Annotated in this window: 30 protein-coding genes and 1 tRNA gene; 20 read left to right on the top strand and 11 right to left on the bottom strand. The window is 62.3% G+C overall.

What is annotated here, in order from left to right; all coding sequences use genetic code 11:
* Positions 1–75: 75 nt before the first annotated feature.
* From GJA_RS23605 to petA, 6 genes are all read right to left on the bottom strand, one after another.
* Positions 76–151 (bottom strand) — tRNA-Thr (locus tag GJA_RS23605).
* A gap of 26 nt (positions 152–177) precedes the next feature.
* Positions 178–684, bottom strand: coding sequence for a ClpXP protease specificity-enhancing factor (locus tag GJA_RS23600; RefSeq protein ID WP_038497338.1), 507 nt, complete (start codon positions 682–684; stop codon positions 178–180).
* 200 nt (positions 685–884) lie between these two features.
* The gene (locus GJA_RS23595; protein ID WP_008443913.1) at positions 885–1,496 is read right to left on the bottom strand and encodes a glutathione S-transferase N-terminal domain-containing protein; all 612 of its coding nucleotides are present in this window, start codon (positions 1,494–1,496) and stop codon (positions 885–887) included.
* Between the two features lie 108 nt (positions 1,497–1,604).
* A complete protein-coding gene (locus tag GJA_RS23590) occupies positions 1,605–2,369 on the bottom strand; it encodes a cytochrome c1 (RefSeq protein ID WP_038497333.1) in 765 nt (254 codons plus the stop codon).
* A 35-nt stretch (positions 2,370–2,404) separates the two neighbouring features.
* Positions 2,405–3,817 carry a cytochrome b gene (locus tag GJA_RS23585; protein WP_038497330.1) on the bottom strand — a complete coding sequence of 471 codons (1,413 nt, stop codon included), beginning with the start codon at positions 3,815–3,817 and terminating at the stop codon, positions 2,405–2,407.
* A gap of 2 nt (positions 3,818–3,819) precedes the next feature.
* A complete protein-coding gene (gene petA / locus GJA_RS23580; protein ID WP_038497326.1) occupies positions 3,820–4,428 on the bottom strand; it encodes a ubiquinol-cytochrome c reductase iron-sulfur subunit in 609 nt (202 codons plus the stop codon).
* A gap of 646 nt (positions 4,429–5,074) precedes the next feature.
* On the opposite strand from petA, the gene mscL reads away from it, so the two are divergent.
* Genes mscL through GJA_RS23560 form a run of 4 tightly spaced genes read left to right on the top strand, consistent with a single transcriptional unit; the run spans position 5,075 to position 7,767 of the window.
* Positions 5,075–5,488, top strand: a complete 414-nt coding sequence (gene mscL / locus GJA_RS23575) for a large conductance mechanosensitive channel protein MscL (RefSeq protein WP_038500919.1) — start codon at positions 5,075–5,077, stop codon at positions 5,486–5,488.
* A gap of 55 nt (positions 5,489–5,543) precedes the next feature.
* On the top strand, positions 5,544–6,698 hold the full coding sequence (locus GJA_RS23570; protein WP_061301606.1) for a Do family serine endopeptidase: 1,155 nt from the start codon (positions 5,544–5,546) through the stop codon (positions 6,696–6,698).
* A gap of 32 nt (positions 6,699–6,730) precedes the next feature.
* Positions 6,731–7,423 (top strand): DUF2461 domain-containing protein, encoded by a 693-nt coding sequence (locus tag GJA_RS23565; protein ID WP_038497320.1) that lies wholly within the window; start codon positions 6,731–6,733, stop codon positions 7,421–7,423.
* A 17-nt stretch (positions 7,424–7,440) separates the two neighbouring features.
* Complete coding sequence (locus GJA_RS23560) at positions 7,441–7,767, top strand: cupin domain-containing protein (RefSeq protein WP_038497317.1); 327 nt, start codon at positions 7,441–7,443, stop codon at positions 7,765–7,767.
* Here GJA_RS23560 and GJA_RS23555 read toward each other — a convergent pair.
* The 5 genes from GJA_RS23555 to GJA_RS23535 form a co-directional block, all read right to left on the bottom strand.
* Positions 7,764–8,804 carry an NAD(P)H-dependent glycerol-3-phosphate dehydrogenase gene (locus tag GJA_RS23555; protein WP_038497314.1) on the bottom strand — a complete coding sequence of 347 codons (1,041 nt, stop codon included), beginning with the start codon at positions 8,802–8,804 and terminating at the stop codon, positions 7,764–7,766. The genes GJA_RS23560 and GJA_RS23555 overlap by 4 nt on opposite strands.
* Positions 8,805–8,845: 41 nt before the next feature.
* The gene (locus GJA_RS23550; RefSeq protein ID WP_038497311.1) at positions 8,846–9,289 is read right to left on the bottom strand and encodes an SH3 domain-containing protein; all 444 of its coding nucleotides are present in this window, start codon (positions 9,287–9,289) and stop codon (positions 8,846–8,848) included.
* Positions 9,290–9,409: 120 nt separating this feature from the next.
* Positions 9,410–9,886, bottom strand: a complete 477-nt coding sequence (secB, locus tag GJA_RS23545) for a protein-export chaperone SecB (protein ID WP_038497308.1) — start codon at positions 9,884–9,886, stop codon at positions 9,410–9,412.
* 161 nt (positions 9,887–10,047) lie between these two features.
* A complete protein-coding gene (gene grxC / locus GJA_RS23540) occupies positions 10,048–10,317 on the bottom strand; it encodes a glutaredoxin 3 (RefSeq protein ID WP_038497305.1) in 270 nt (89 codons plus the stop codon).
* Between the two features lie 17 nt (positions 10,318–10,334).
* The gene (locus tag GJA_RS23535; protein WP_038497302.1) at positions 10,335–10,736 is read right to left on the bottom strand and encodes a rhodanese-like domain-containing protein; all 402 of its coding nucleotides are present in this window, start codon (positions 10,734–10,736) and stop codon (positions 10,335–10,337) included.
* Between the two features lie 106 nt (positions 10,737–10,842).
* Here GJA_RS23535 and gpmA point away from each other — a divergent pair, with 106 nt between their 5' ends.
* The 16 genes from gpmA to GJA_RS23455 all read left to right on the top strand — a co-directional run bounded on the left by gpmA (position 10,843) and on the right by GJA_RS23455 (position 26,585).
* The gene (gpmA, locus tag GJA_RS23530) at positions 10,843–11,589 is read left to right on the top strand and encodes a 2,3-diphosphoglycerate-dependent phosphoglycerate mutase (protein WP_038497299.1); all 747 of its coding nucleotides are present in this window, start codon (positions 10,843–10,845) and stop codon (positions 11,587–11,589) included.
* Positions 11,590–11,592: 3 nt separating this feature from the next.
* Positions 11,593–13,089 (top strand): murein hydrolase activator EnvC family protein, encoded by a 1,497-nt coding sequence (locus GJA_RS23525; protein ID WP_422567921.1) that lies wholly within the window; start codon positions 11,593–11,595, stop codon positions 13,087–13,089.
* Between the two features lie 48 nt (positions 13,090–13,137).
* The gene (locus tag GJA_RS23520) at positions 13,138–14,637 is read left to right on the top strand and encodes a S41 family peptidase (protein ID WP_038497296.1); all 1,500 of its coding nucleotides are present in this window, start codon (positions 13,138–13,140) and stop codon (positions 14,635–14,637) included.
* A gap of 27 nt (positions 14,638–14,664) precedes the next feature.
* On the top strand, positions 14,665–15,426 hold the full coding sequence (locus tag GJA_RS23515; protein ID WP_038497293.1) for a HesA/MoeB/ThiF family protein: 762 nt from the start codon (positions 14,665–14,667) through the stop codon (positions 15,424–15,426).
* A 153-nt stretch (positions 15,427–15,579) separates the two neighbouring features.
* Positions 15,580–16,032: a type II secretion system major pseudopilin GspG gene (gspG, locus tag GJA_RS23510; protein ID WP_038497290.1), complete on the top strand. Its 453-nt coding sequence runs from the start codon at positions 15,580–15,582 to the stop codon at positions 16,030–16,032.
* Between the two features lie 8 nt (positions 16,033–16,040).
* Positions 16,041–16,520 carry a GspH/FimT family pseudopilin gene (locus GJA_RS23505; RefSeq protein ID WP_038497288.1) on the top strand — a complete coding sequence of 160 codons (480 nt, stop codon included), beginning with the start codon at positions 16,041–16,043 and terminating at the stop codon, positions 16,518–16,520.
* 14 nt (positions 16,521–16,534) lie between these two features.
* Positions 16,535–16,939, top strand: coding sequence for a type II secretion system minor pseudopilin GspI (gspI, locus tag GJA_RS23500; protein ID WP_242404614.1), 405 nt, complete (start codon positions 16,535–16,537; stop codon positions 16,937–16,939).
* Positions 16,940–16,947: 8 nt separating this feature from the next.
* Positions 16,948–17,586 carry a PulJ/GspJ family protein gene (locus tag GJA_RS23495; protein ID WP_038497282.1) on the top strand — a complete coding sequence of 213 codons (639 nt, stop codon included), beginning with the start codon at positions 16,948–16,950 and terminating at the stop codon, positions 17,584–17,586.
* Positions 17,583–18,539, top strand: coding sequence for a type II secretion system minor pseudopilin GspK (gspK, locus tag GJA_RS23490; RefSeq protein ID WP_339325671.1), 957 nt, complete (start codon positions 17,583–17,585; stop codon positions 18,537–18,539). The genes GJA_RS23495 and gspK overlap by 4 nt, the downstream gene beginning before the upstream one ends.
* Before the next feature lie 19 nt (positions 18,540–18,558).
* The gene (gene gspL, locus GJA_RS23485; RefSeq protein ID WP_038497279.1) at positions 18,559–19,791 is read left to right on the top strand and encodes a type II secretion system protein GspL; all 1,233 of its coding nucleotides are present in this window, start codon (positions 18,559–18,561) and stop codon (positions 19,789–19,791) included.
* Entirely contained in the window at positions 19,788–20,309 is a 522-nt protein-coding gene (gspM, locus tag GJA_RS23480) for a type II secretion system protein GspM (protein WP_038497275.1), read from the top strand. Before gspL ends, gspM begins: the two co-directional genes overlap by 4 nt.
* Complete coding sequence (locus GJA_RS23475) at positions 20,306–21,082, top strand: type II secretion system protein N (protein ID WP_038497273.1); 777 nt, start codon at positions 20,306–20,308, stop codon at positions 21,080–21,082. Before gspM ends, GJA_RS23475 begins: the two co-directional genes overlap by 4 nt.
* Positions 21,079–23,307, top strand: coding sequence for a type II secretion system secretin GspD (gene gspD / locus GJA_RS23470; protein ID WP_051781275.1), 2,229 nt, complete (start codon positions 21,079–21,081; stop codon positions 23,305–23,307). Before GJA_RS23475 ends, gspD begins: the two co-directional genes overlap by 4 nt.
* Before the next feature lie 10 nt (positions 23,308–23,317).
* A complete protein-coding gene (gspE, locus tag GJA_RS23465; protein ID WP_038497270.1) occupies positions 23,318–24,739 on the top strand; it encodes a type II secretion system ATPase GspE in 1,422 nt (473 codons plus the stop codon).
* Between the two features lie 13 nt (positions 24,740–24,752).
* The gene (gene gspF, locus GJA_RS23460) at positions 24,753–25,973 is read left to right on the top strand and encodes a type II secretion system inner membrane protein GspF (RefSeq protein WP_038497268.1); all 1,221 of its coding nucleotides are present in this window, start codon (positions 24,753–24,755) and stop codon (positions 25,971–25,973) included.
* A gap of 36 nt (positions 25,974–26,009) precedes the next feature.
* Positions 26,010–26,585 carry a type II secretion system protein N gene (locus GJA_RS23455; RefSeq protein ID WP_051781274.1) on the top strand — a complete coding sequence of 192 codons (576 nt, stop codon included), beginning with the start codon at positions 26,010–26,012 and terminating at the stop codon, positions 26,583–26,585.
* Positions 26,586–26,598 lie beyond the last annotated feature (13 nt).

Raw genomic sequence — 26,598 nt, 5'->3', positions numbered from 1 at the left:
GCAGCAAGAATGCAGCAAATAATCCAGAAACGACAAAGGGTTACAGGCAAATGCGCTGTAACCCTCTGATATTCTTGGTGCCGACTGCCGGTTTCGAACTGGCCACCTGATGATTACAAATCAACTGCTCTACCAAATGAGCTAAGTCGGCGAAACTTGTGCGTTGCGAATTATACGCTATTTAATCCGCGTCAGGGTTGGCCGGCCGCCTTTTTTTGGCGGTTCGTCATTGCCGTTGCCGCTATCGGGCTCGCTGGGCGGACGCGATTCCGGGGCGCTGGTCGGGACCGACGACAAGGTCGGGCCTGCCGGCGCCGGCGTGCTGGCCGATGCCGGGCTGTCGGTCGGCTGGCCGTCCGGATCGTCATGCGCCAGTTGCGGTTCGAACGCCATGCCCTGGCCGTTTTCATTGGCGTAGATCGCCATCACGTTGTCGACCGGCACGTAGATCTCGCGCGAGACGCCGCCGAAACGGGCGTGGAAGCGGATCGCATCGTTTTCCATCTTCAAGCCGCTGGTCGCGCCGAAGCTGATGTTGAGCACGATTTCGCCCTTTTTCACGTACTCCATCGGTACCGTGGCGCGCGCATCGACCTTGACCGCGAGGTAAGGCGTGTAGCCGCTATCGGTGCACCATTCATAGATGGCGCGCAGCATATAGGGTTTGGTTGAGATTTCAGACATGTTCTAGCCAGACAGGTGAATCAGGCGCGCCGCCGCGTACGGCGGCGCGCCCATGCTTCAATGAAACGAGACAGATGATTGTAAGGCAGTTTTAAAACCGTAGCGAGCGCTTCAAGTTCTGGCCGAGAAGCGCAAGTGTACACATGTACACTGAGCATCGGAGGCCGGAAATTGGGGCGCGCAGCAGGTTTTAGAGTGCCTTAACGGCGCATGACCTTTTCGGACGGGGTCAGCGCTTCGATGTACGCGGGACGCGAGAAGATGCGTTCGGCGTATTTCATCAGCGGCGCGGCCGTCTTCGACAATTCGATGCCGTAGTGGTCGAGGCGCCACAGCAGCGGCGCCACCGCCACGTCGAGCATCGAGAATTCGTCGCCCAGCATGTATTTGTTTTTCAGGAACAGCGGCGCGAGCGTGGTCAGGCGGTCGCGGATTTCGGCGCGTGCCTTGTCGTGGCTCTTGTCATTGCTCTTGGCGCGTTCGCTTTCCAGCACGTGCACGTGGACGAACAGCTCTTTTTCAAAGTTGAACAGCATCAGGCGGGCGCGCGCGCGCATCAGCGGATCGGCCGGCATCAGTTGCGGATGCGGGAAACGTTCGTCGATGTATTCGTTGATGATGTTCGATTCGTACAAAATCAATTCGCGTTCCACCAGGATCGGCACCTGACCATACGGATTCATGGTCGAAATGTCTTCCGGCTTGTTGAACAGGTCGACGTCGCGCACTTCAAAGTCCATGCCTTTTTCAAACAGGACCAGGCGGCAGCGTTGCGAAAATGGACAGGTTGTACCTGAGTAGAGAACCATCATTTTTATAGTTCCTTAGAAACAAAGGGGGTGAAACCGCGAACGGATCACCCCGAAACTATCACCCGCAACTGCGGGTGATGCAAAACGAATGCGGTGTACAGCACTCTCTTATTTGACTTCTTTCCAGAATGACGCATTCAAGCGCCATGCCAGCAGGGAAAACATCGACAGGAACAGCAACACCCACACGCCGAGGCGTTTGCGGGTTTGCTGCGCCGGTTCCGCCATCCATTCCATGTAGCCAACCAGGTCTGCGACGGCGGTGTCGTATTCAAGCTTGTTCAATGTGCCAGGCTTGACTTGCTCGAAGCCGGCAAACTTGTGGATCGTCTTGCCTTCTTCATGCGGATCTTTCGCTTCGACCGTCTTTTCTGTCTGTATTCCTTGCAATTCCCATAAGACGTGCGGCATCGCCACATTCGGCACGACCTTGTTGTTCCAGCCGGTCGGACGGGTGTCGTCTTTGTAGAAAGTCCGCAGGTAAGTATACAGGTAGTCGCCGCCAGTGCCGGCGGACGACGATTTTGCACGCGAAATCACCGACAAATCCGGCGGCACCACGCCAAAGAAGACCTTGGCGTCTTTTGGATTGAGCGAGGTCGTCATCATATCGCCCACTTTGTCGCCCGTAAACAAAAGATTGGACTTGATCTGATCTTCGGTCAAGCCCAGGTCCTTCAGGCGGTTGTAGCGCATCGATGCGGCGGCGTGGCAGTTAAGGCAATAGTTAACAAATAATTTAGCGCCATGTTGCAGCGCAGCCATGTTGGTCGAACGGTCCGGCGCCTTGTCCAGGGGGAAGCCGTCTTCGCTGGCGATCGCCAGCGCCGGTACCAATGCCAGAATGGCCAGCAGTTTTTTTGCAAGAGTCATGTCAGTGTCCTTTGAGCTAGTCGTGATGGCGTCGGTTAGTGTGGCTGAAACGTCACACGCGACGGCACGGTCTTGAACTTGCCCATGGCACTCCACCATGGCATCAGCAGGAAAAAGCTGAAATACAACAGGGTGCACACTTGCGACACGATGGTCTTGGCATCGGTTGGCGGCTGGGTGCCCAGGTAACCCAGCGTCAGGAACGACAGGCCGAACACCAGGTACACCCATTTATGCCAGTCCGGACGGTAGCGTATCGATTTCACCGGCGAATGGTCGAGCCATGGCAGGAACGCCAGGATCACCACCGAACCGCCGAAAAACACCACGCCCCAGAATTTCGCATCGAGTACGCTCGGCAACATGCCGATGATGGCCAGCAGCGCGATCACGCCGATGGCCGCCTTGACCTTGCTCGGCAGGCGCGACTTGAGCCAGACAAATACCACGTAAGCGGCCACGGCGACCATCAGCACGTACATGAAGTCGGCGGTGGTGGCGCGCAATACCGAGTAAAACGGCGTGAAATACCAGGTCGGCGCGATGTGCAGCGGGGTTTTCAACGAATCGCCCGGCAAGAAGTTGTTGTATTCCAGGAAATAACCACCCATCTCCGGCGCAAAGAACACTACCGCGCTGAAGATCGTCAGGAATACCGACACGCCGAACAGGTCGTGCACGGTGTAATACGGGTGCGACGGAATCGCATCGAGCGGGTGGCCGTCCGGTCCCAGGTTTTCCTTCACTTCGATGCCGTCCGGATTGCTCGAACCGACTTCGTGCAGTGCGATCAAGTGCGCCGCGACCAAGCCCAGCAAGACCAGCGGAATGGCGATCACGTGGAAGGCGAAGAAGCGGTTCAGCGTCGCGTCGGACACCACATAGTCGCCGCGTATCCACAGCGACAGGTCGGGGCCGATGAAAGGAATCGCGCCGAACAGGTTGACGATCACTTGCGCGCCCCAGTAAGACATCTGGCCCCATGGCAGCAAATAGCCAAAGAACGCCTCGGCCATCAGGCACAGGAAGATCGCGAAGCCGAACAGCCAGATCAGTTCGCGCGGCTTGCGGTACGAGCCGTACAGCAGGCCGCGGGTCATGTGCAGGTAGACGATGATGAAGAACGCCGACGCGCCGGTCGAGTGCATATAGCGCACCAGCCAGCCCCACGGCACTTCGCGCATGATGTATTCGACCGAACCGAAGGCCAGGTTGGCGTCCGGTTTGTAATGCATGGTCAGGAAGATGCCGGTCACGATTTGCAGCACCAGCACCAGCATGGCCAGCGAACCGAAGATGTACCAGAAGTTGAAGTTTTTCGGGGCGTAGTATTTGCCCCATTGATCATTCCACAGTTTGCTCAGTGGAAAGCGGTCATCGACCCAGCTCAGCGCTTTCTCGGCGGCCGGCGCATCGGCCGGCAGTTTGGTTTCTTTAAACGCAGCCATGGTTATGCCTCGCCTTTTTCGTCTTTGCCGATGACCAGTTTGGTGTCGCTCAAGTACATATGGCGCGGCACTTGCAGATTATCCGGCGCCGGCTTGTTCTTGAACACCCGGCCCGCCATGTCGAACGTGGAACCGTGGCAGGGACACAGGAAACCGCCGACCCAGTCGTCCGGCAGCGACGGCTGCGGCCCGGGCGTGAATTTGGTCGACGGCGAGCAGCCCAGGTGGGTGCAGATGCCGACCGCGACCAGGATTTCCGGCTTGCGGGAGCGCCACTCGTTGCGCGCATATTCAGGGGTGAATTCTTCGGGATTGCGTTTGGAATCGGCGTCGGCGACCTTGTCGTCGGTTTGCTTGAGGGAAGCAACCATGTCCTGGGTGCGCTTCAAGATCCAGACGGGCTTGCCGCGCCACTCGACGGTGCGCATTTCGCCTGGTTCCAGCGTGGTGATGTCCACCTCGACCGGGGCGCCGGCCGCCTTGGCCCGCTCCGAAGGCTGGAATGTACTGACCAAGGCTCCTGCCGTGGCCAAACCGACTACGCTGCCCGCCGCGCACGTTGCGACGAGCAATCCGCGTCGGCCCGAATCGACCTGCTTTTCGTTACTCATACAAACACCCCAATCAGTCAAAATGCGAATCTTTTTTATGAGTGGCAACTCCAAAAACCCGCTGACCGACCGCGCTTTTTACCGTCCCGCATTGCGTCTCAACTTACACGGAACAGCTAAGCAAGCCCCAATAAATTATTGTGATTTCTGACTTGCACAACCGGCGCTCTGCGGTGTTGCTCGCTGCTAGCAGTGCTCGCACTGCGTCGCAACGTGCGCCTTGCAGAGCATCCGGTTCTGTTTGTCATAAATCCATAATAATTTTCTGAGGATTACTTAATCAAAAAACGGGGCGCCGGGCCTGTGTTTCACCCGTACCGGTTTTTACAGCTACCCTGAAGCGTTAACATAGCTCCTAGCAACCTTAAATTATAAGTGAATAGGGGAACGATTTAAAGAAAAAACGTTGCCACACCCATAATTAATGATATTTAATGCCATACGGCGTACGCGTTTCGCTTGCAAAATAATACGCCCATCTTCATGTTGCGTCGCTGCAATGGTGCGCACGTTTGGAATCCAATTGAAACGATAGTATGATCGCCAACAACTGAGAGCGCCTGGCAAAACGCCGATGGCGGCGTGGTGAGCCTGGCCCTGGAGGTTTTGTCAGGCGTTCTTGTATATATTCAAGGGAGAAAATTTCATGGCAATGATGCAAGAATTTAAACAGTTTGCAATGAAGGGGAATGTCGTCGACCTTGCTGTCGGTGTCATCATTGGCGGCGCGTTCGGCAAGATTGTCGATTCGCTGGTACAAGATGTGATCATGCCGCCGATCAGCAAAGTGTTTGGGGGACTCGATTTTGCCAATTACTATATTCCTTTGAATAATCAGGTCTCCACCTTGAGCCTGGTGGAAGCTAAAAAACTGGGTGCGGTTTTTGCCTACGGTAATTTCATTACGATCTTGCTTAATTTTATTATCCTGGCCTTTATCATTTTCCAAATGGTACGCCTGATGAATAAGGTGCGGCGCGCCGAACCGGAAGTGGTCGCCGCGACGCCGGAAGATATCGTCTTGCTGCGTGAAATCCGCGATTCGCTGAAGAAACAATAAACTCGGCCGCCGCCCGGCAATCGGGCCGGGCGACGGCAATTTTGTAGAAGCTGGTATGCGACGACTCTGGTTATTGTTTGCGCAAACGGTGACCATCGTCCTGGCACTGTATTTTGTCTATGCCGCGCTGCGGCCGGCCAGCCAGGTGCGGCAAGTGGGCCAGCCCGGCACGCCGGCGCCGTTGCTGCAAAGTACCGCCGCGACGCCGGCGCCCGGTTCGTATCGCGACGCGGCCGGCCGCGCGATGCCGGCGGTGGTCAATATCCTGACCAGCCAGAGCCTGAAACGCGGCAGCCATCCGTTGGCGCGCGATCCCTTCTTCAAGCGCTTCTTTGGCGAACGCAGCCCCGACCGCGATGACGACGGCGGCGACGACGAACAGAACAGCCTCGGTTCCGGCGTCATCGTCAGCCCGGAAGGGTATATCCTGACCAACAACCACGTGGTCGAGGCGGCCGACCAGATCGACGTGGTGCTGGCCGACGGCCGCAAGGCGCCGGCCAAGGTGGTGGGGTTGGACCCGGAAACCGACCTGGCGGTGATCAAGATCTCGCTCGACAAGTTGCCGGTCATCGTGCTGGGCCAGGCCGAACAGGCCAGGGTCGGCGATGTGGTGCTGGCGATCGGCAATCCGTTCGGCGTCGGCCAGACCGTGACGATGGGCATCATTTCTGCGCTGGGCCGCAACAATCTGCACATCAACAACTTCGAAAACTTCATCCAGACCGACGCCGCCATCAATTTCGGCAATTCCGGCGGCGCGCTGATCGATACGCGCGGCAATTTGCTGGGCATCAATTCGGCGATTTATTCGCAAAGCGGCGGTTCGGTCGGCATCGGTTTTGCAATACCGGTCTCGACCGCCAAGTCGGTGATGGAATCTATCATCAAGACCGGCCACGTGGTGCGCGGCTGGATCGGCGTCGAAACCCAGGACATCACGCCGGAATTGGCCGACAGCTTCGGCCTGGAGCGCAACAGCGGCGCGCTGATCGCCGGCGTGGTGCGCAACGGCCCGGCCGACAAGGGCGGCATGAAACTGGGCGATATCCTGCTGAAGGTCGATGGCAAGCCGGTCGCCGACAGCACGGAAATGCTGAACCTGATCGCCCAGCTAACTCCCGGCGGTAACGCTAAAATGACGGTGCTGCGCAAGAACCGTGTAGCGACCCTGGAGATCCTGGTTGGCAAGCGGCCCGCCTCGAAATGACACTAATTTGAGCTGAGACTGGAACCTGATTCATGCATTTGCGCGACCTGACCCAATTCTTGAAAGAATTGAGCGAAAACAATAACCGTCCCTGGTTCGTGATGAACAAACCGCGCTACGACATCTTGCGCGAAGAATTCCTGGAATTGGTGACCGGGCTGATTAATGAACTGGGCAAGTTCGATCCGGCGGTGAAATTCTGCAACCCGAAGAAAGCCATGTTCCGCATCAACCGCGACGTGCGCTTTGCGCATGACAAGAGCCCGTACAAGACGCGTTTTTCAGCCGCCATCGCCCCCAACGACATGCGCCGCCCGAGCAAGGCGGGCGGGCCGACGTATTACATGCAAATCGACGGCAATGGCCGCTTGCTGTTCGGTGCCGGCGAATACATGCCGCCGCCGGGCCGCCTGAAGGCGCTGCGCGAACACATGGTCAACGACGCGCCGGGTTTTTCCAAAGTGTTGAAGAATAAGGGCTTGCGGGCCACCTTCGGCACCATACAAAACGAAGGCAAACTGCAGCGTCCGCCGAAAGGCTTCGACGCCGACGCCGAACACATCGAATTCATCAAGCTGAAAAGTTTTTTTGTGTGGACCGAAGTCGACCTGAAATTGAACGCGCCGGATGAATTGCCGGGCCAGTTGGCGGCGGGACTGAAACAAGCGTTTCCGCTGGTCAGCTGGATGCGCGGCGCCAGGGAAGAGGAACAGCCGGAAGAATAAGTCCATCAGGAGCCGCCATGGCCTTGCCGCATGCGTTATCGGGACAAGTGATACAGGTTCAGCCGGAGCCGCAGGATCTGTCGCAATTTTCCGCGATCGCGCTGGCCAAGACCGATGAACTGGAATTGATACGCATGACCCTGCCGAAAGGCAAGACCATGCCGGAACACCATGTGCCGGGCGAAATCACCTTGTTGTGCTTGTCGGGACAGGTGCTGGTCGATATCCATGGCGAAGCGCGCACCTTGTCGGGCGGGCAAATGCTGTACCTGGTCGGCGGCCAGGCGCATGCCTTGCGCGCCGAACAGGATAGTGTGCTGTTGTTGACGATTTTATTGGTTTAGCTGACTTCGCCGCGCGGATCGCGCGCCAATAAACGCTGCACCATTTCTTGCGGCAAGTCGCCATCGAACAGCACGCCGGCCACCGCGTTGGTGATCGGCATGTCCACGCCCAGCTTGCGGGCCAGTTCGCGCACCGCGCGGGCGCATGGCACGCCTTCGGCCACATGGCCCAGTTCGGCGACGATGGTATCGAGTTGCTTGCCTTGCGCCAAGGCGAGGCCGACCCGGCGGTTGCGCGACAGGTCGCCGGTGCAGGTCAGCAACAGGTCGCCCATGCCGGTCAGTCCCATGAAGGTTTCCGGCTGGCCGCCGAGCGCGCTGCCCAGGCGGGTGATTTCCGCCAATCCACGGGTGATCAGCGCGGCGCGGGCATTCAAGCCCAGGCCCAGGCCGTCGGCCACGCCGGTGGCGATCGCCATCACATTCTTGACCGCGCCGCCCACTTCGACGCCAACCAGGTCGTCGCTGGCGTAGACCCGGATATTGCCGCCATGCAAAGCCGAGACGACGGCTTCGCGCAACGCTGGCGCACGCGATGCGATTGCCAGCGCGCACGGCAAGCCGCGCGCCACTTCTTGCGCAAACGACGGGCCGGACAGGGCTCCGCCGTCTATCGCCTCGCCGAGCACTTCGGCGACCACCTGGTGCGGCAACAGGCCGCTGCCATTTTCAAACCCCTTGCACAGCCACACCAGGTTTGGCATTTCGCGGCCTTTTAATTGTTGCAGCAAAGGACGGAAACCGGCCACCGGGCAGGCCGCGATCAGCAAGCCGCCCGGCACGGCGGCATGGGCCAGCGCGGCATCGAAGTCGGCGCTGGGGGCCAGCGTGGCGGGCAACACAAAACCGGGCAGATAGGGGTTGTCACGGCTGGCCGCCATCGCCGTCATGGCGGCCGCATTGCGGCCCCACATCAACACATCGTGACGTGCGGCAAACGCCATCGCGACGGCGGTGCCCCAGGCGCCCGCGCCCAGCACGGTGACTTGGCGCGGCGTATGTTGTAAAACAGGGGAAATAACAGGAGAATCTTGCATGCAACCTCAGGCGTCGGTAATCAACAGGCTAGGCAAAAAGCTTACAAACCCCAGACGTCGCTGGTCTTGACGTAGCCGGTCGCGCCATCCTTGTGGCGCACCTTGACCCAGCCTGACGAGGCCGGTTCGCTGATTTCCAGCAAGATGCCTTTTTCGGCGATGAACACCGGCGACGCATTCTCGTCCGGGCTGGCGCGCACTTTCAGGTTGGCGCTGCGCACCACCACATTGCGCTTGCTGCTCAAGTTCTTGGCTTCGGTCCAGGCCAGGTCGCCGCTGGCGTCGCGCACCTTGACCCATTCGCCATAGCTGAGCACGACTTCGAGCGGCATGCCGCGCGGCGCAACGTACAGTTTGCCGCCCTTGATGGAGGGCGCATCGTACAAAATCACCGGGGCCGCGCCGACGGTCTTGAAATCGAGGGCCTGGCTAGCCGTTGCGACCAGCAATAGCGCTGCACCTGCGATCCAACGAGTAGTGGTCATAAGCGGCTTTCAACAGGGGGAGGAGAGGTAATCTGACGTAGCTTTGATCTTGCAACAGCGGCGCCACCGGGCCGCCGCTGTCTGTTTCTGCAACTTGCTGCAACTTGGTGCAGTGACAACTTAGTGAGTTGCTTCGCCGTTCGCAGGCGCTGCCGCGGCGGCTTCAGCCACGGCTTGCAGACGTTGCTGGTAGAACACTTCGAAGTTGATCTCGGCCAGGTGCACAGGCGGGAAGCCGGCACGGGTGATCACGTCGGCGATGTTGGCGCGCAGGTAAGGGTAGATGATGTTCGGGCAGCCGATACCCAGCAGCGGATCGAGTTGATCGGCAGGGATATTGCGTGCTTCGAAAATACCGGCTTGTTTGCCTTCCACCAGGAACGCCACTTTGTCTTTGACTTTGGCGGTCACGGTGATGGTCACGGTCGATTCGAAAATGCCGTCGGCCAGTGGCTCGGCGCTCACGTCCAGGGCAACTTCAATCGCTGGAGCATCTTGTTCCAGGAAGATTGCTGGGGAATTCGGTTGTTCCAGCGACATGTCTTTCAGGTAGACGCGTTGGATTTGAAATACAGGTTGCAGGTTTTCGTCGGACATGGAACGCTTTCGTTGTAAGGGACAAGAACGGCATACCGTTCAAATTAAATGATGCTTGCGCCCACGTTATTACCGCCGCAAGCGGCGGTTTTGGATTTGCGCAAGGGCAATTGTATCAAACCCAATAACTCTGGAAACAAAATCTTGGGCAGTCCCCCAACTTAGGACGAAACCCCATTTAACAAGGGGTCAAGCTTGCCTGCCTGATCCAGCGCATGCAAGTCGTCGAAACCGCCGACGTGGGTGTCGCCGATGTAAATTTGCGGCACGGTGCGGCGGCCGGTCTTTTGCATCATCAACATGCGTTGCTCGGGATCCAGGTCGACCCGGATCTTTTCGATGCCGGTCACGCCTTTGGCTTCCAGCAAGCGTTCGGCGCGCACGCAATACGGGCACATGGCGGTGCTATACAGGGTTACATGAGCTGTCATGATAGAGTCCTTGAAGATTACTTAGCCAGTGGCAAACCCTGGGTGGTCCAGGCCGCCAAGCCGCCCTCCAGGCTGACCGCGTCGGCGAAACCGGCGTTGGCCAGTTGCTTGACGGCGCTGGCGGAACGCGTGCCTTTTTGGCAGACCACGATAATGGTCTTGTTTTTCGACTTTTCCAGTTCCGCGCTACGCTTGGACAGTTCCGCCAGAGGAATGTTTTTCGCGTCGCGCAGGTGGCCCTCGGCAAATTCCTTGGCGTCGCGCACGTCCAGCACGGTGGTTTTGCCGCGGTTGATCATTTGCGTCACTTCCAGCGGCGACGCGCGTTTGCCGCGCATTGCCAGGGCTGGCCACAGCAAGGCGCCACCGGAAAGGACGACGATACCGATCAGAAAAATATGGTCAATAATGAATTTCACAGGGATCCAATGGTTTAAGTCAATCCGCGCATTATAAAATAGAAGCTGGAAGAGTTCTTTTTACCTTTTGCTTTTTGACTTGAACCCCTTTAACGAAGATAGAACCATGTACAAAATCGTTTTCATGCGTCACGGCGAGTCCACCTGGAATCTCGATAACCGCTTCACCGGCTGGACCGACGTCGATCTGACGGAAAAAGGTGTTCAAGAAGCAAAGAACGCCGGCCAGATCCTGAAGGAATCCGGCTTCACCTTCGACCTGGCGTATACCTCGGTATTGAAACGCGCGATCCGCACGCTGTGGCTGTCGCTCGACGCGATGGATCAGATGTGGCTGCCGGTCCGGCATGACTGGCGCTTGAACGAACGCCACTACGGTGCGCTGCAAGGCCTGGACAAGGCGGAAACCGCCGCCAAGTATGGCGACGAGCAAGTACTGGTGTGGCGCCGCAGCTATGACACCCCGCCGCCGCCGCTGGCCGAAGATGATGAGCGCGCCTCGTTCAACGACGCCCGCTACGCCGGCTTGCCGAAAGCGTCGATTCCATTGACCGAATGCCTGAAAGACACCGTGGCCCGCGTGATGCCGGCCTGGGATGAGGAGATCGCGCCGGCCATTCGCGCCGGCAAGAAAATCATCATTTCGGCGCATGGCAACAGCTTGCGCGCCTTGATCAAGATGTTGGACGGCATCAGCGACGCCGATATCGTCGGCTTGAACATTCCGAACGGCCAGCCGCTGGTGTATGAGCTGGACGCCGACCTGAAACCGATCCGTCACTACTACCTGGGCGACCCGGCAGCGATTGCCGCGGCACAAGCGGCCGTGGCGAACCAAGGGAAGGCCAAGTAAGCTTTGCTGTATTTCTCCCGCGTCGCACCTTTACCGGCCTGGCGCGCGGGGGCCTGGCTGTGCCTGGCCCTCGCGATTTCCAGCGGCAGCGCCCATGGCGCCAAAATCACGGAACGCAGCAAGCAAAAGCAGGCCGCGGAGGCGCAACGCGCCGGTTTGCAGCAAAAGCTGAGCGCCTTGAAGCGCGACATCAGCCGCACCGAAAGCGCCAAGGAGGACGCGGCCGACACGCTGGCCGAATCGGAAGAAGCGATTTCCAACGCCAACCGCGCGCTGCGCGACCTGGCGACCGAACAAAACCAGACCGCCGTCAAGCTGGCCGGTCTGGATGCGCAGCGCGAACGGCTGGCGGCGACCGTCGCCGTGCAAAAGAAACAACTGTCGGAATTGCTGCGTGAACAATACGTCGCCGGCAATGAAGACCGCATCAAACTGCTGCTGTCCGGCGACAACCCGAACCGCATCAACCGCGATTTGCAAATGATGGCGTATGTCTCGCAAGCCCAGGCCCGTTTGCTGGCCGAGTTGCGCGCCAATTTGCAGGCGGTCGTCACCAACCAGGCCGAAACCCAGAGCGCCAAGGACGACCTGGAAGAAATCGCCCAGGAAGAACGCGAGCAGAAGGCCTTGCTGGAAAAAGAAAAAGTCCGCCGCGCCGCGGTGCTGGCCGGATTGTCGAAGCGCCTGGCGGCGCAGCGCAAGGAAGCCGGCAACGTCGAACGCGACGAACAGCGCATGGCGGGCCTGGTCGACAAGCTGGCCAGGATCATCAAGGAACAGGAAGAAGCGGCGGCCGCCGAAAAACGCCGCCAGGAAAAACTGGCGGCGGAGCGCGCCGCCAAGGCCGAAGCGGATCGGCTGGCCGCCAAGGCCGCCGCCGAAAGCCGCGCCCGCGCGCTGGCGGCGGCGCGCGCCAGGGCGCAGGCCGAACGCGAACGGCTGGCCAGGGAGCAGGTCAAGGGCGGCAAGATCAAGCCGCAGCCGCCGGTCAAGCTCGACCCGATCGATGCCGACGAACCGCCGCAAGTGGTCCGCAAACCCGAGCCGAAGCCCGAACCCACGCCCGAACCGGCGCGTCCGGTGCTGGCGCCGGCCGCGCCGGACGGCGCCTTCGCCAGCCTGCGCGGACGCTTGAACGCGCCGGTGGCGGGCCGGGTGGCGGCCAGGTTCGGCAGCAAGCGTGGCGACGGGCCGACCTGGAAGGGCATGTTCATCCGCACCGGCGAAGGCGCCGAAGTCAAGGCGGTGGCGGCTGGCCGGGTGGTGTTTTCGGAATGGCTGCGCGGCTTCGGCAACTTGATCATCGTCGACCATGGCGGCCAGTACATGAGCATTTATGGCAATAACGAGGCCTTGCTGAAACGCGCCGGCGACAGCGTCAAGAGCGGCGAAGTGATCGCCAATGCCGGCAACAGCGGCGGCAATGAGGAATCGGGGCTATACTTTGAAATGCGCTTCAAGGGACAGGCCTTCGATCCGGCCGGCTGGGTCAGGTTTTGACGGCGTCCGCCAGGCTTCATACACGCAGCAGCTGAACACAGGTAAAACATGGGCATCAAGGTAAAGAGTATCGGTTTGATCGGTCTGGGCGTGGCGGCGGGTTTCGGCGCCACGATGCAGTTTTCGGCGATTGCGCAAAAAATCGTCAACGCCCCGCTGCCGCTGGAGGAATTGCGCCAGCTGTCCGATGTATTCGGCTTGATCAAGACCGATTACGTGGAAAAGGTGGATGACAAAAAGCTGCTGACCGAAGCCATTTCCGGCATGGTGTCGTCGCTCGACCCGCATTCGGTCTACCTGGACAAGGACGCGTTCCGCGAAATGCGCGACAGCATGCAGGGCAAGTTCGTCGGCCTGGGCATCGAAGTGAGCATGGAAGACGGCTACGTCAAGGTGGTGTCGCCGATCGAGGATACGCCCGCCTTCAAGGCCGGCGTGCAGGCCGGCGACTTGATCACCCGGATCGACAGTACGCCGCTCAAAGGCATGTCGCTGGACGAGGCGATCAAGAAGATGCGCGGCGAGCCGCACTCGAAGACGACGCTGACGATTTCGCGCAAGGGCGCCGACAAGCCGCTGACATTCGCGCTGGTGCGCGAGGAAATCCGCGTGCAGAGCGTCAAGGCCAGGATCGTCGAACCGGGTTATGGCTGGCTGCGCATCGCCCAGTTCCAGGAACCGACCGTCGGCGACATGGTCAAGAAGATCAACGCGCTGTACGCCCAGGAGCCGCACCTGAAGGGCCTGGTGCTCGATTTGCGCAACGATCCGGGCGGCGTGGTGCCGGGCGCGATCGGCGTGTCGGCGGCGTTCCTGCCGAAGGATAAGGTGATCGTCTCGACCAATGGCCAGCTGGCCGACTCGAAGCAGACTTTTTACGGCCGCAAGGAGTTTTATGCGCCGCAAAGCGGCGCCGACCCGCTGGCGACCTTGCCGGCCGCGCTGAAAGACGTGCCGCTGGTGGTGCTGGTCAATACCGGTTCGGCGTCGGCGTCGGAAATCGTCGCCGGCGCCTTGCAAGACTATAAACGCGCGATCATCCTCGGCACCCAGACTTTCGGCAAGGGTTCGGTGCAAACGCTGCGCCAGCTGACCGCCGACACCGCGGTGAAACTGACCACCGCCCGTTATTACACGCCCAACGGCCGTTCGATCCAGGCGCGCGGCATCGTGCCGGACCTGATGGTCGATGAAAACGCCGACGGCGACGGCTTGAACAGCCTGCGCGTGCGCGAAGCCGATTTGCAAAAGCACTTGAACAGCGGCGACGGCCAGCCCGACGTGGCCACGCCGGTGCTGTCGGAAAGCCAGCAGCTGGACCAGGAACAGCGCGCGCTGACGCTGGAAAAGAAACACAAAGCGCTGGAATACGGCGGCAAGGACGATTTCCAGCTGGCCCAGGCGCTGAACCATTTCAAGGGCTTGCCGGTCAAATTGTCGAAGGCGGAAGCGTCGCCTGAAAAGAAAGACGACAAGGCGTCATCGAAGCCCGCCGCCGCCAAGCCGGTCGATTTGCCGGACCTGAAGCCGGTGATCCAGAAGCCGTAAGGCGGGCAAGGGCTGCAGGCACGCCATATGAACGATCACCAGCTGCTGCGCTATTCGCGCCACATCCTGCTCGACCAGATCGGCATCGAAGGCCAGCAAAAACTGCTGGCCGCGCAGGTGCTGGTAATCGGCGCCGGGGGCCTCGGCTCGCCGGCCGCGATGTACCTGGCGTCGGCCGGCATCGGCAAGCTGACGCTGGTCGACGACGATGTGGTCGACCTGACCAATTTGCAGCGCCAGATCGCCCACACCACGGCGCGCATCGGCCAGCCCAAGGCGCTGTCGGCGCAACAGTCGCTACATCAAATCAATCCCGAGATCGAGATCGTGGCGCTGGCCGAACGGGCCGATGACGCCCGCTTGCTGGAACTGGTGGCCGGCGCCGACGTGGTGCTCGACTGCACCGACAACTTCGCCACCCGCCACGCCGTCAACCGCGCGTGCGTGGCCCGCAAGGTGCCGCTGGTGTCCGGCGCGGCGATCCGCTTCGACGCCCAGGTCAGCGTGTTCGACCCGCGTTCCGGCACGGCGCCGTGTTATTCCTGCCTGTTTCCGCAAGACCAGCATTTCGAGGACGCGGCCTGTTCCACCATGGGCGTGTTCGCGCCGCTGGTCGGGGTGGTCGGCGCGATGCAGGCGGCCGAAGCGTTGAAGCTGGTGATCGGCATCGGCGACTCGCTGGCCGGGCGGCTGTTGCTGCTGGACGGCCTGAACATGGAGTGGAGCAGCATGCAAGTCGGGCGCGATCCGGCCTGCGCGGTGTGCGGCCAGCCGCATCCGGCCGGCTGAGTCGGCCGTATTGACGCTGTCCTTGGCGATACGCCGGTGCGATAGCCGTGTCAAAACCGTGGCCTGTGGCAACTTTTTTTACAGCTTTTTGTCATGGACGGGTATTGCCGCCTTATACTCTGCACTCATTGTTCATCATCCTTGAAATTTATTATGCAAAAAGCAACAAATCATTCGATTCCACGGCGCCGCGCGCGGGGCTTTACGCTGATTGAAATCATGGTGGTGGTGGTCATCATGGGCATCCTCGCGTCGCTGGTGGTGCCAAAGCTGATCGCCCGTACCGGCGAATCGAAAGTGGCGGCCGCCAAGGTCGACATTTCGACCGTGATGCAGGCGCTGAAATTGTACAAACTGGATAACCAGCGCTACCCGACCACCGAACAAGGCTTGCAGGCGCTGATCGTCAAGCCGACCTCCGGTCCGGCCGCGAATGGCTGGAAAGAGGGCGGCTACCTGGAAAAAATGCCGAAAGACCCATGGGGCAATCCTTACCAATACCTGTCGCCTGGCATCAAGGGCGAGGTTGACGTGTTGTCGCTGGGCGCCGACGGCCAGCCCGGCGGTACCGGCGACGACGCCGATATCGGTTCGTGGGAAATCTGAGATCCCTGTTGCCGACAGTTGAGCCGCGGCGCGTCCGCGCGCGCGGTTTCACGCTGATCGAGCTGCTGGTCGTGATGGTCATCTTTGGCATCACGCTCGGCATGGTATCGCTGAACGCCTTGCCGAACGGCCAGCAGGCGCTGCAAAAGGAAGGCGAGCGCATCGCGCTGCTGCTGCAACTGGCGCGCGACGAAGCGATCCTGCGCAGCCGCCAAGTGGCGTTCGAGGCCGACGACCAGCAATACCGCTTCCTGGTGCTCAACGACAAGCGCTGGGAGCCGATCACGCAGGACGACTTGCTGCGCGAGCGTCCCTTCAAGAATGCGCCGCTGATGTTGACGGTGGCGCCGTCGAACACGCTGGCCAGGCCGCTGCGCATCATCTTCGGCCGCGAACCGGTCGACAAACCCTTTGTGCTGACGCTGGCCAGCGGCGAGCGCAGCGTCGCCATCCGCGCCGACGGCATCGGCCATTTTACGGTTGACTGACGATGAGGCCAGCCATGTTTTTCCGCTCCGTTCACCTTTCCCGCCTGATGCCGCGGCGCCGCGCGCGCGGCTTCACGCTGCTGGAAGTGCTGGTGGCGCTGGTCATCGTCGGCACCGCGCTGGGCGCGTCGCTGCGCGCGGTCGGCAGCCTGACCCAGAACAGCAACGGTTTGCGCAGCGCGATGATGGCCACCTGGGCGGCGGAAAACCAGCTGGTGCACTTGCGTCTCGAAAAAATCTTTCCGCCGGTCGGCAAGACCAGCTTCGATTGCCCGCAGGGCGATCTGCTGCTGGAGTGCCGCCAGGAAGTGATCGCCACCGGCAACCCGCGCATGCGCCGGGTGCAGCTGAGCGTGTATGAAACCGCGCACCCGGACCGCCTGATCGTGCGCCTGGTGCTGTTGTCGTTTAATCAGTGAGGGATGCCATGAACGACTCCAGCAGGCCTATCCAACCCCGGCGTCGCGGCGGCTTCACGCTGATCGAATTGCTGGTGGCGATCAGCATCCTGGCGATCGTCGCGGTGCTCGGCTGGCGCGGCCTGGACAGCATCGTGCGCGCGCGCCAGACCTTGACCGGACAACTGGAACAGACGCGCGGCATGCAATTGGCGTTCGCCCAGATGCAAAGCGATTGCGAGCACCTGGCCGACCAGAACCTGATGCGCGGCCATGACCGGCTGGCGGTCGACAACGACCGCTTTACGCTGGTGCGCACCAGCGCCGGCGAAAGCGAGGCGGTGCAGATGCAAGTGGTCACTTATCGCTTGAGCGGCGGCGTGCTGACCCGGCGCGAAAGCGCCAGCACCCGCGACCTGGCGCAGATCGACGGCTTGTGGCAAGCCGCGCTGAGTAACGCGGATACCGAAACCAGCGGCGGCGGCGTGCCGGTGGAATTGCAGCGCGGCCTCGACAGCATGACCATGCGTTCGTGGGACGGCTCCGCCTGGCGCGTGCTGAGCGGCACCAATACCTTGCCGGTCGGCGTCACCGGATTCGAGGTGGCGCTGCAAATTTCCGGCCAGGCGGCCGGCCTGGTCAAAGTCTTTTTCCTGGGGGCCGTATGATGCCGCGCCGGCGCCAGCAGGGCGTCGCGGTGATTACCGCGCTGCTGCTGACCACGCTGGCCATCACCATCGTCGCCAGCCTGTTCTGGCAGCAGCAGGTGCAAGTGCGTTCGATGGAAAACCAGCGCCTGCATCTGCAAACCCGCTGGGTCGCATTGGGCATGGCCGACTTTGCCCGCTTCTGGCTGCGCGAAGACTTTTCACCGATCACCACCTTGAACGATATCTGGGCCAAGCCGATCGAAGAGGCGCAGCTGGACGACTATATCGACCGCGAACGCGAACAGGGCGAAAAATTCAACGCCACCGTTTCAGGGCGTGCCACGGACGCTCAGGCGCGTTACAATTTGACTAATTTGATGAATGGCAAGATTCCCGACCCGAAACAGTTGCTGGTATTTCAACGATTACTGACCAATTTGCAGCTCGACAGCGGCCTGGCGCAAGCGGTGCAAAAGATGATGGCCGATACCTCGGTGGCGGGCGCCGGGCCGGACCAGCCCAATGTCCCGCCGGGCGAGGGCAGCCAGTCCGGCGGTGGCGGCGGCAGCGCGCTGATCGGCCTGACGCAGGTCGAGGATTTGCTGGCGGTGCCGGGAATGACGCCGCAAGTGCTGGACAAGCTGCGCGACTTTGTCATCGTGCTGCCGGTACGCAGCAAGGTGAATGTGAATACCGCGCCGGCCGAAGTGCTGGCGGCGCTGGGCGATGTGTCGCTGTCGGAAGCGAATACGCTGGTGGTGGCGCGGCAGCGCACGCCGTTCATCAGCGCGGCTAATTTTACTAGCAACCTGGGCAAGCCTGCGAGCGTGGACGTGGATGTAAAAAGCGATTATTTTTTGGCCTCGATCCTGGTCAAGCTGGACCGGGCGGTGCTGAATGCGCAGGCGCTGATTCAGCGTACCCAGCAGCCGACGCGCACCACCAAAATGATCTGGATGCGCGAATACTAATACCTGAAAGCGAAACCCTTTGACAACTCTCTACCTGCGCCATCCGGCCAAAGCCAGTATCGACAACGTCGCGCTGTGCCAGTTCGCGCTGGCCGGCGACGGCGGCAACCTGCTGCAACAGGGCGCGGCCGCGCTGGGCAGCCTGGGCGAATTGATCGCCGGCGCGCGCCGCGTGGTGCTGCTGCTGGCGGCCGCCGACGTGACCCTGTTGCGTTTGAAAACCCCGCCGCTGTCGGGCGCGCGCCTGAAGGCGGCACTGCCCGGGCTGGTCGAAGAACACATCCTCGGCGAGCCGGGCGATTGCGTGCTGGCCGCCACGCTGCCCGATGCCGAGGGTTTGCGCACGGTGGCGGTGGTGCAGCGGGCCTGGCTGGACGTGCTGGTGAAAGCGTTGCTGGCGCAGGGCGCCCATGCCATCAGCGTGCTGCCGGCGCAGTTATGCGTGCCGCTGCCGGTCGGTGGTCTGGCCGCGGTGTTGCAATTGAGCAACAGCGGACTCGACCTGACGCTGCGCCTGACGCCGTCCGAAGGATTGGGCCTGAGCTTGCCGGCCCAGCCGCAGGCGGCGCTGCAAGTATTGCGCGGCATGGCCGGCGACGCGCCGCTGACGGTGTATGTGCCGGCCGCGCAGGCCGCCGAGTACCAGCAGCTGGCGCTGGAGGTGAGCGGCGTGACGGTCGACAGCGACCATTGGGCGCACTGGATTGCCGCCTCGAAGACGGCCGGGCCGGACCTGTTTGCCGCGCTGGGATCGGCCGGCGCGCCGTCCCGTACCTGGCAGACATGGCGCTGGCCGTTGCGCCTCGCCGTGCTGCTGGCCATCGTCAATATCGCCGGGTTGAATATCGAATGGTCGCGGCTGAAGCGCGACGCCGCCACCGTCAAGACCTCGATGACGCAAATCTTCAAGGCGGCCTATCCGAACGAAACCCCGCTGTATCCGGCCGAGCAGATGCGCCGCAATATCGCCGCCGCGCGCCTGCTCAGCGGGCAAGTCGGGGCCGACGAATTCACCAGCATCAGCGCGGCGCTGGGCGAAGCGCTGGGCAGCCTGGCCAATCGCGGCGTGATCGCCAGCCTGGAATACCGCGACCATGCCCTGACCGTCAAGCTGAAGCCGGACATGGTCGACGCCGGCGCGCTGGCGCAAGCCAGGTCGCTGCTGGCCGAGCGCAAGCTGGCCTTGAAAGAAACCGGGCCGGGGGTGTGGCAGATCCGCGCCGCCAGCCCGAATAGCGGAGCTCAATCATGAAACAATCGTCACAGGCGCTGGCTGGCTACAAGCTGGCCGCGCTCACTTTCTGGTCCGAACGCAGCGAGCAGGAACGCAAGCTGCTGAAGATCTGCGCGCTGGCGCTGGGATTGGCGCTGGTGTATGCGGTGCTGCTGGCGCCGGCGCTGGACGGCCGTGCCAAGCTGCAAAAGGAATTGCCGCTGATGCGCCAGGACGCCGCCGATTTGCAGGCGCTGGCGAAGCAGGCCGATGAGCTGAAACGCCAGGCGCCGCTGCAAGTGCCGGCCATGAGCCGCGACGCGCTGGCGCAATCGCTGGCGTCGCGCGGCCTGAGCGCGCAATCGCTGTCGCTGAGCGGCGAATACGCCAAGGTGCAAATGAACGGCGTGGCGTTTTCCGGCCTGGTGGCCTGGCTCGACGCGCTGCGCCGCGAAAACCGCATCGTGGTGCGCGAAGCGGTGATCAGCGCGCAAGCCAAGGAAGGCATCGTCGACGCGGCGCTGACCTTGCACCAGAGCGCGGACGCGGTCAAATGAGGCGCGCCGTATTGTGGTTGCTGGCGATCGCCGCCAGCGTGGCGCTGACGCTGCTGGTGTTCTTTCCGGCCAGCTGGGTCGCGGCGATGGTCGAACAGCAGACCGGCGGCCGTTTGACGCTGGGCGATGCGCAAGGTACGCTGTGGCGCGGTTCCGCCTTTGTCGGCGGCGCGGCCACCAGCAGCGGCGCCGTGACGCCATTGCTGCCGGGCCGTTTTACGTGGCGCATCTCGCCGCTGGTGCTGGTCGGATCGGTCGACCTGCAGCTGGAAAACCCGGAAGCCTTGTCGCAGGTCGTCAATTTGCGCGGTTCCTGGTCGCAGTGGCAAGTCAGTCCGGCCGCCTTGCTGCTGCCGGCCGAAGGGCTGGCCGGGCTGGGCGCGCCGCTGAACACCATCGCGCCCAGCGGCGCGATGCGGCTGTCGTGGACCACGCTGGAACTGGCGCTGGCCGAACGGCAGTTCTCCGCCAACGGCAGGACCACGCTGGAAATGGAAGACATGGCTTCGCGCCTGTCGCCGATCCGTCCGCTGGGCAGCTACGAACTGGCGTTCGATTGGGCTGGCCAGCAGGCGACGCTGAATTTGCGCTCCGTCAAAGGACCGCTTTTGCTGGACGGGAAAGGCGCGCTGAACCACGGCCGCCTGCAGTTTTCCGGCCAGGCGCAGGCAGCAGCAGGATATGAAGAGACCTTGGCGAGTTTGTTGAATTTGCTGGGACAGCGCCGTAACGATAGCGACAAAAACATTATCGCCCTTGAGTTCAGACAATGAAAAAATCATCCGTGAGCACACCTAAATTTCCTGCATTCTCCTCGTTCGCACTGCGCCGCCTGAGCGCCGCCGCGTTGCTGTGCTGCGCCGTGGCCGGCGCTCCCGCCGTCAGCTGGGCCGCGCCCGGCGATGAAGCCGCGCTCAATTTCGTCGGCGCCGACATCGAATCGGTGATCAAGGCGGTCGGCCATTACACCAACATCAATTTTGTGATCGACCCGCGGGTCAAGGGCACCATCACGCTGGTCTCCGAAAAATCGATCACCAAGACCCAGGCGTTCGGCTTGCTGGCGTCGGCGTTGCGGCTGCAAGGCTTTGCGGTGGTCAGCGGCGACGGCTACGCCAAGGTGGTGCCGGAAGCCGAAGCCAAGCTGCAATCGGTGCCGACCCAGGTCGGCGGCGGCGCCAGCACGGTCAAGGGCGACCAGATCGCCTCGCAAGTGTTTTACCTGAACTATGAATCGTCGGCCAACCTGGTGACGGCGCTGCGCCCATTGATTTCGCCGAACAACACCATCAACGCCAACCCGGGCAACAATTCGCTGGTGATCACCGATTACGCCGACAACCTGAAACGGCTCGGCAAGATCATCGCCGCGCTCGATACGCCGGCCACCAGCGACCTGGACGTGATCCCGGTGCGCTACGCGATCGCTTCCGACCTGGCCACCATGGTCAACAAATTGATGGAGCCGTCGGTCGGCGCCGACACATCCGGCAAGGTCTCGGTGCTGGCCGATCCGCGCACCAATTCGCTGGTGCTGCGCGCGCCGTCGCTGGCGCGCGCCAACCTGGCCAAGTCGCTGATCGCCAAGCTCGACCAGCCTACCGCGCAACTCGGCAACGTGCACGTGGTGTACCTGAAAAACGCCGACGCCACCAAGCTGGCGCAAACCCTGCGCGCGGTGGTCGCGTCGGACGGTTCGGCCAACAACACCCAGCAAGGTGGCGCCAACAGCGGCAACACGGTCAATAACGCCAACAACAACAGCGGCAGCGGCGGCTCGTTCGGCAGTAGCCAGAGTTCTGCCGGCGGCGGCACCGGCAATGGCGGCGGCAATAATGCGGCGCTGACCAGCGGCCCGCAGCAACTGTCGTCCGGCGGCGCGGCCGGCTTCATCCAGGCCGACGCGTCGACCAACACGCTGATCCTGACCTGTCCGGAAGCGGTGTACCGCAACCTGCGCGCGGTGATCGACCAGCTCGACGTGCGCCGGGCCCAGGTCTACATCGAAGCGCTGATCGTCGAAGTGACGTCGGACAAGGCGTCCGAATTCGGCGTGCAGTGGCTCGGCCTGACCGGCGACAACAAGAGCAATTACCGGATCGGCGGCGCCCAGACCTTCACTTCCGCCGGCCCGAACAATCTGCTGACGCTGGCGGCGGGCAACGCCACCACGCTTGGCAGCAAGCTGCCGGGCAGCGGCCTGAATATCGGCATCTTCAAGCAGATCAACGGCGCGCTGGGGCTGGGCGCGCTGGTGCATGCGCTGGAATCGGACAACAACACCAACATCCTGTCGACGCCGAACATGATCACGCTCGACAATGAGCTGGCCACCATCCGGGTCGGCCAGAACGTGCCGATCCTGACCGGCCAGTTTACTAACTCATCCGGCAACAACCAGAATCCATTCCAGACCATCGACCGCAAGGACGTCGGCCTGACGCTGAAGGTGCGGCCGCAGATTTCGGAAGGCGGCACCATCAAGCTGGCGATTTACCACGAAACCTCCAGCGTCGACCAGGGCACCCTGACCAACCAGGCCGGCATCACCATCAATAGCCGGGTGATCGAAAACAATGTGGTCGCCGACGACGGCCAGATCATCGTGCTGGGCGGCCTGATCGAGGACGCCACCGGCGACGGCGCCGAAAAAGTGCGCGGCCTGGGCGACATTCCGGTATTGGGCAACCTGTTCAAATACCAGACCCGCACGCGCAAGAAGACCAACCTGATGATCTTCCTGCGCCCGGTGGTGGTGCGCAGCAAGGAGCAAAGCACCAGCCTGGCGACCGACCGCTACGACTACATGCGCGACGCCGAAACCAGCGCCGTGCCGCAGGACGGCAACCTGATGCTGAGAAATCTCGGCGCGCCGCTGTTGCCGTCGCTGCAAAATGGCCAGCCGGTCGGCGGCAGCATGGTGGTCCATCCGGTGCCGCCGGCGCCGCCGCGCGCGCCGGACACGCCGGAAAACGCCGCCACGCCGGCGAGCAAGTGAGCGCACGGCGATGAGTAACCTCTTACCCTACGCCTTCGCGCGCGATTTCTCGCTGCTGGCCAGGCATAGCGACCAGGTCGAGAACACCGTCGAAGTGCTGGTCGCGGCAAGCACCGCGCCGGCCGCGATCGCCGAAGTGTCGCGCCGTTTCGGCCGCATCCAGCTGACCGTGATGGCGCGCCCGGAACTGGACGCGGCGATCGCCGCGGCCTATGCGGGCGGCGGCGGCGACGCGTCGCAGATGGCCGACGAATTCGACGCCGACCTGGACTTGACCAAGCTGCTGCAGGACGTGCCGGCGATCGAGGACTTGCTGGAATCGTCGGACGACGCGCCGGTGATCCGCATGATCAACGCGCTGCTGACCCAGGCGCTGCGCGAAGGCGCGTCCGACATCCATATCGAACCGTTCGAGCAGACTTCGGTGGTGCGCTTCCGCATCGACGGCAGCCTGCGCGACGTGGTCCGTCCGAGGAAGGCGATCCACGGTTCGCTGATCTCGCGCATCAAGATCATGGCCCAGCTCGACATCGCCGAAAAGCGCTTGCCGCAGGACGGCCGCATCACGCTGCGGGTCGGCGGCAAGCCGGTCGACGTGCGCGTCTCGACGCTGCCGACCGGCCATGGCGAACGGGCGGTACTGCGCCTGCTCGACAAGGAAGCCGGCCGGCTCGACTTGCAGCACCTCGGCATGAGCGGCGACATGCTGCCGCAGTTCGATGCGCTGATCAAGCAGCCGCACGGCATCGTGCTGGTCACCGGGCCGACCGGTTCCGGCAAGACCACCACGCTGTACGCCGCGCTGTCGCTGCTGAACGCCACCACCACCAATATCCTGACGGTGGAAGACCCGATCGAGTACGACCTGGTCGGCGTTGGCCAGACCCAGGTCAACCAGCGCATCGACATGACCTTCGCCAAGGCGCTGCGGGCGATCCTGCGGCAAGACCCGGACGTGATCATGATCGGCGAGATCCGCGACCTGGAAACCGCGCAGATCGCGGTGCAGGCGTCGCTGACCGGCCATCTGGTGCTGGCCACGCTGCATACCAACGACGCCTCGGCCGCCGTGACGCGGCTGCTCGACATGGGCATCGAACCGTTCCTGCTGTCGTCGTCGCTGCTGGGGGTGCTGGCGCAGCGCCTGGTGCGCAAGCTGTGCGGCTCGTGCAAGACCTTCGACGGCCAGCACTGGAAGGCGGTCGGCTGCGAGCATTGCGGCCATACCGGCTACCAGGGCCGGGTCGGCGTCTATGAACTGCTGCAAACCACCGACCAGATCCGCGCCCAGATCCATAACCGCGCGTCGGAAGCGGAAGTGCGCGAAGCGGCGCAGCGCGGCGGCATGCTGACCATGCGCGAAGACGGCGAACGCTGGCTGCGCGAAGGCGTCACCACGCCGGCCGAGCTGCTGCGCGTGACCAAAGACTAGGAACAGCCAGCCCATGCCCGCATTTCGTTATGAAGCCGTAGACGCCCTCGGCGCCAGCAAGAAAGGCGTGCTGAACGCCGATAGCGCGCGTTCGGCACGCGCCGAGTTGCGCCAGCAAGGCCTGGTGCCGCTGACGGTGGACGCCATCGCGGCCCAGGTCGACGCCGCCGGCGTGGCCAGGAGCCGCGGTTTCGGCGAACGCCTGAGCAATACCGAGCTGGCGCTGTTTACGCGCCAGCTGGCCAGCCTGCTGGAAGCGGGCCTGCCGCTGGAACAGGCGTTCTCGGCATTGCTGGAACAGGCCGAACGGCCGTACTTGCGCGACCTGATCGCGTCGATCCGCTCGGAAGTGATCGGCGGCGCGGCGTTTTCCGACGTGCTGGCGCGCCATCCGCGCGACTTCGCCGAGATTTATCGCGCGCTGGTCGCGTCCGGCGAGCAGATCGGCCATCTGTCGCGCGTGCTGTCGCGGCTGGCCGACTATATCGAGCGGCGCAACGCGCTGGTGCAAAAGGTCAAGCTGGCGTTTACCTATCCGGCCATCGTCACGGTGGTGGCGTTTTCGATCGTGATCTTCCTGCTGACCTACGTGGTGCCGCAAATCGTCTCGGTATTCGCCAATACCAAGCAAAAGCTGCCGCTGCTGACGGTGATCATGCTGGCGCTGTCGGACTTCGTGCGCCAGTACGGCATCGTGGTCGGCGTCTTGCTGGCCGGCGCCTGGTACTTGTGGCGCAAGGCCTTGCAGCAGCCGGCGCTGAAGCGGCGCTGGCATACCTGGCTGCTGACGGCGCCGATGTTCGGCAAGTTCGAGCGCAGCCTGAACACCGCGCGTTTCGCCAGCACGCTGGCGATCACCACCGGTTCCGGCGTGCCGATCCTGCGCGCGCTGGAAACCAGCCGCGACACGCTGACCAACGTGGCGATGCAGGAGCTGGTCGAAGAGGCCAGCAACAATGTGCGCGAAGGCGTCAGCCTGGCGCGCGCGCTGTCGGCGCAAAAGCACTTTCCGCCGATGCTGATCCATATGATACGGGCCGGTGAAATCACCGGCGAATTGCCGGCCATGCTGGAACGCGCGGCCAGCGCCCAGGAGCAGGACCTGGAGCGGCGCACGCTGACCATCGCCGGCTTGCTGGAGCCGGTGCTGATCCTGGCGATGGGCGTGGTGGTCTTGCTGATCGTGCTGGCGGTGCTGATGCCTATCATTGAAATCAACCAGCTGGTGCGCTAACTGCTGCAATACATAATGCGGTAACTAAGGAATCCGATGAAGCGTTTGTCCCTGTTAGTCAATCTTGTCAGTTTTATCGTCGTCGTGGCGCTGTCCGCGTCGCTGGCCTATTGGGCCATGCAATTGTTCAAGCTGCCGCAACGGCCGATCAGCGCCGCGCCCGAACATGTCAAGCCGGACGCGGCGATGGACGCCGCCGGCGGCCTGTTCGGCGGCCGCATCGCGGTGGCCGCCGCCAGCAATTACCAGTTGAAGGGCGTGGTAGCGTCCGGCAGTGGCCGCGGCAGCGTGGCGATCCTGGCGGCCGACGGCCAGCCGGCCAAGGCTTTCCCGGCCGGCGCCGAAGTCTCGCCGGGCGTGACGGTCAAGGAAGTGCAGCCGCTGTTCGTGCTGCTGTCGGAAAACGGCGTGTCCAAGCGCGTCGAACTGGCGCAGGAAGACAAGAGCGCGGCCGGCGTCACGCCGGGACAGCCGGTCGTGACGCCGCAGGTGTCGCCGCCGCCACCGCCGCCGCCGGCAACACCGCAGCCGCAGCCGCAGCCGAGCGGCGTGCAAATGCCGGCGGCCGGCCGCGTCAACGTGGTGCCGGCGCCGGGCATGCCGTCCATTTGAACTGATACGCCGC

The organism is Janthinobacterium agaricidamnosum NBRC 102515 = DSM 9628, assembly GCF_000723165.1.
In the GTDB taxonomy this organism is placed as follows: Bacteria; Pseudomonadota; Gammaproteobacteria; order Burkholderiales; family Burkholderiaceae_D; genus Janthinobacterium; species Janthinobacterium agaricidamnosum.
Note: the sequence above shows the minus strand (reverse complement) of the source record. Positions and strands in the feature narration are given on the sequence as shown.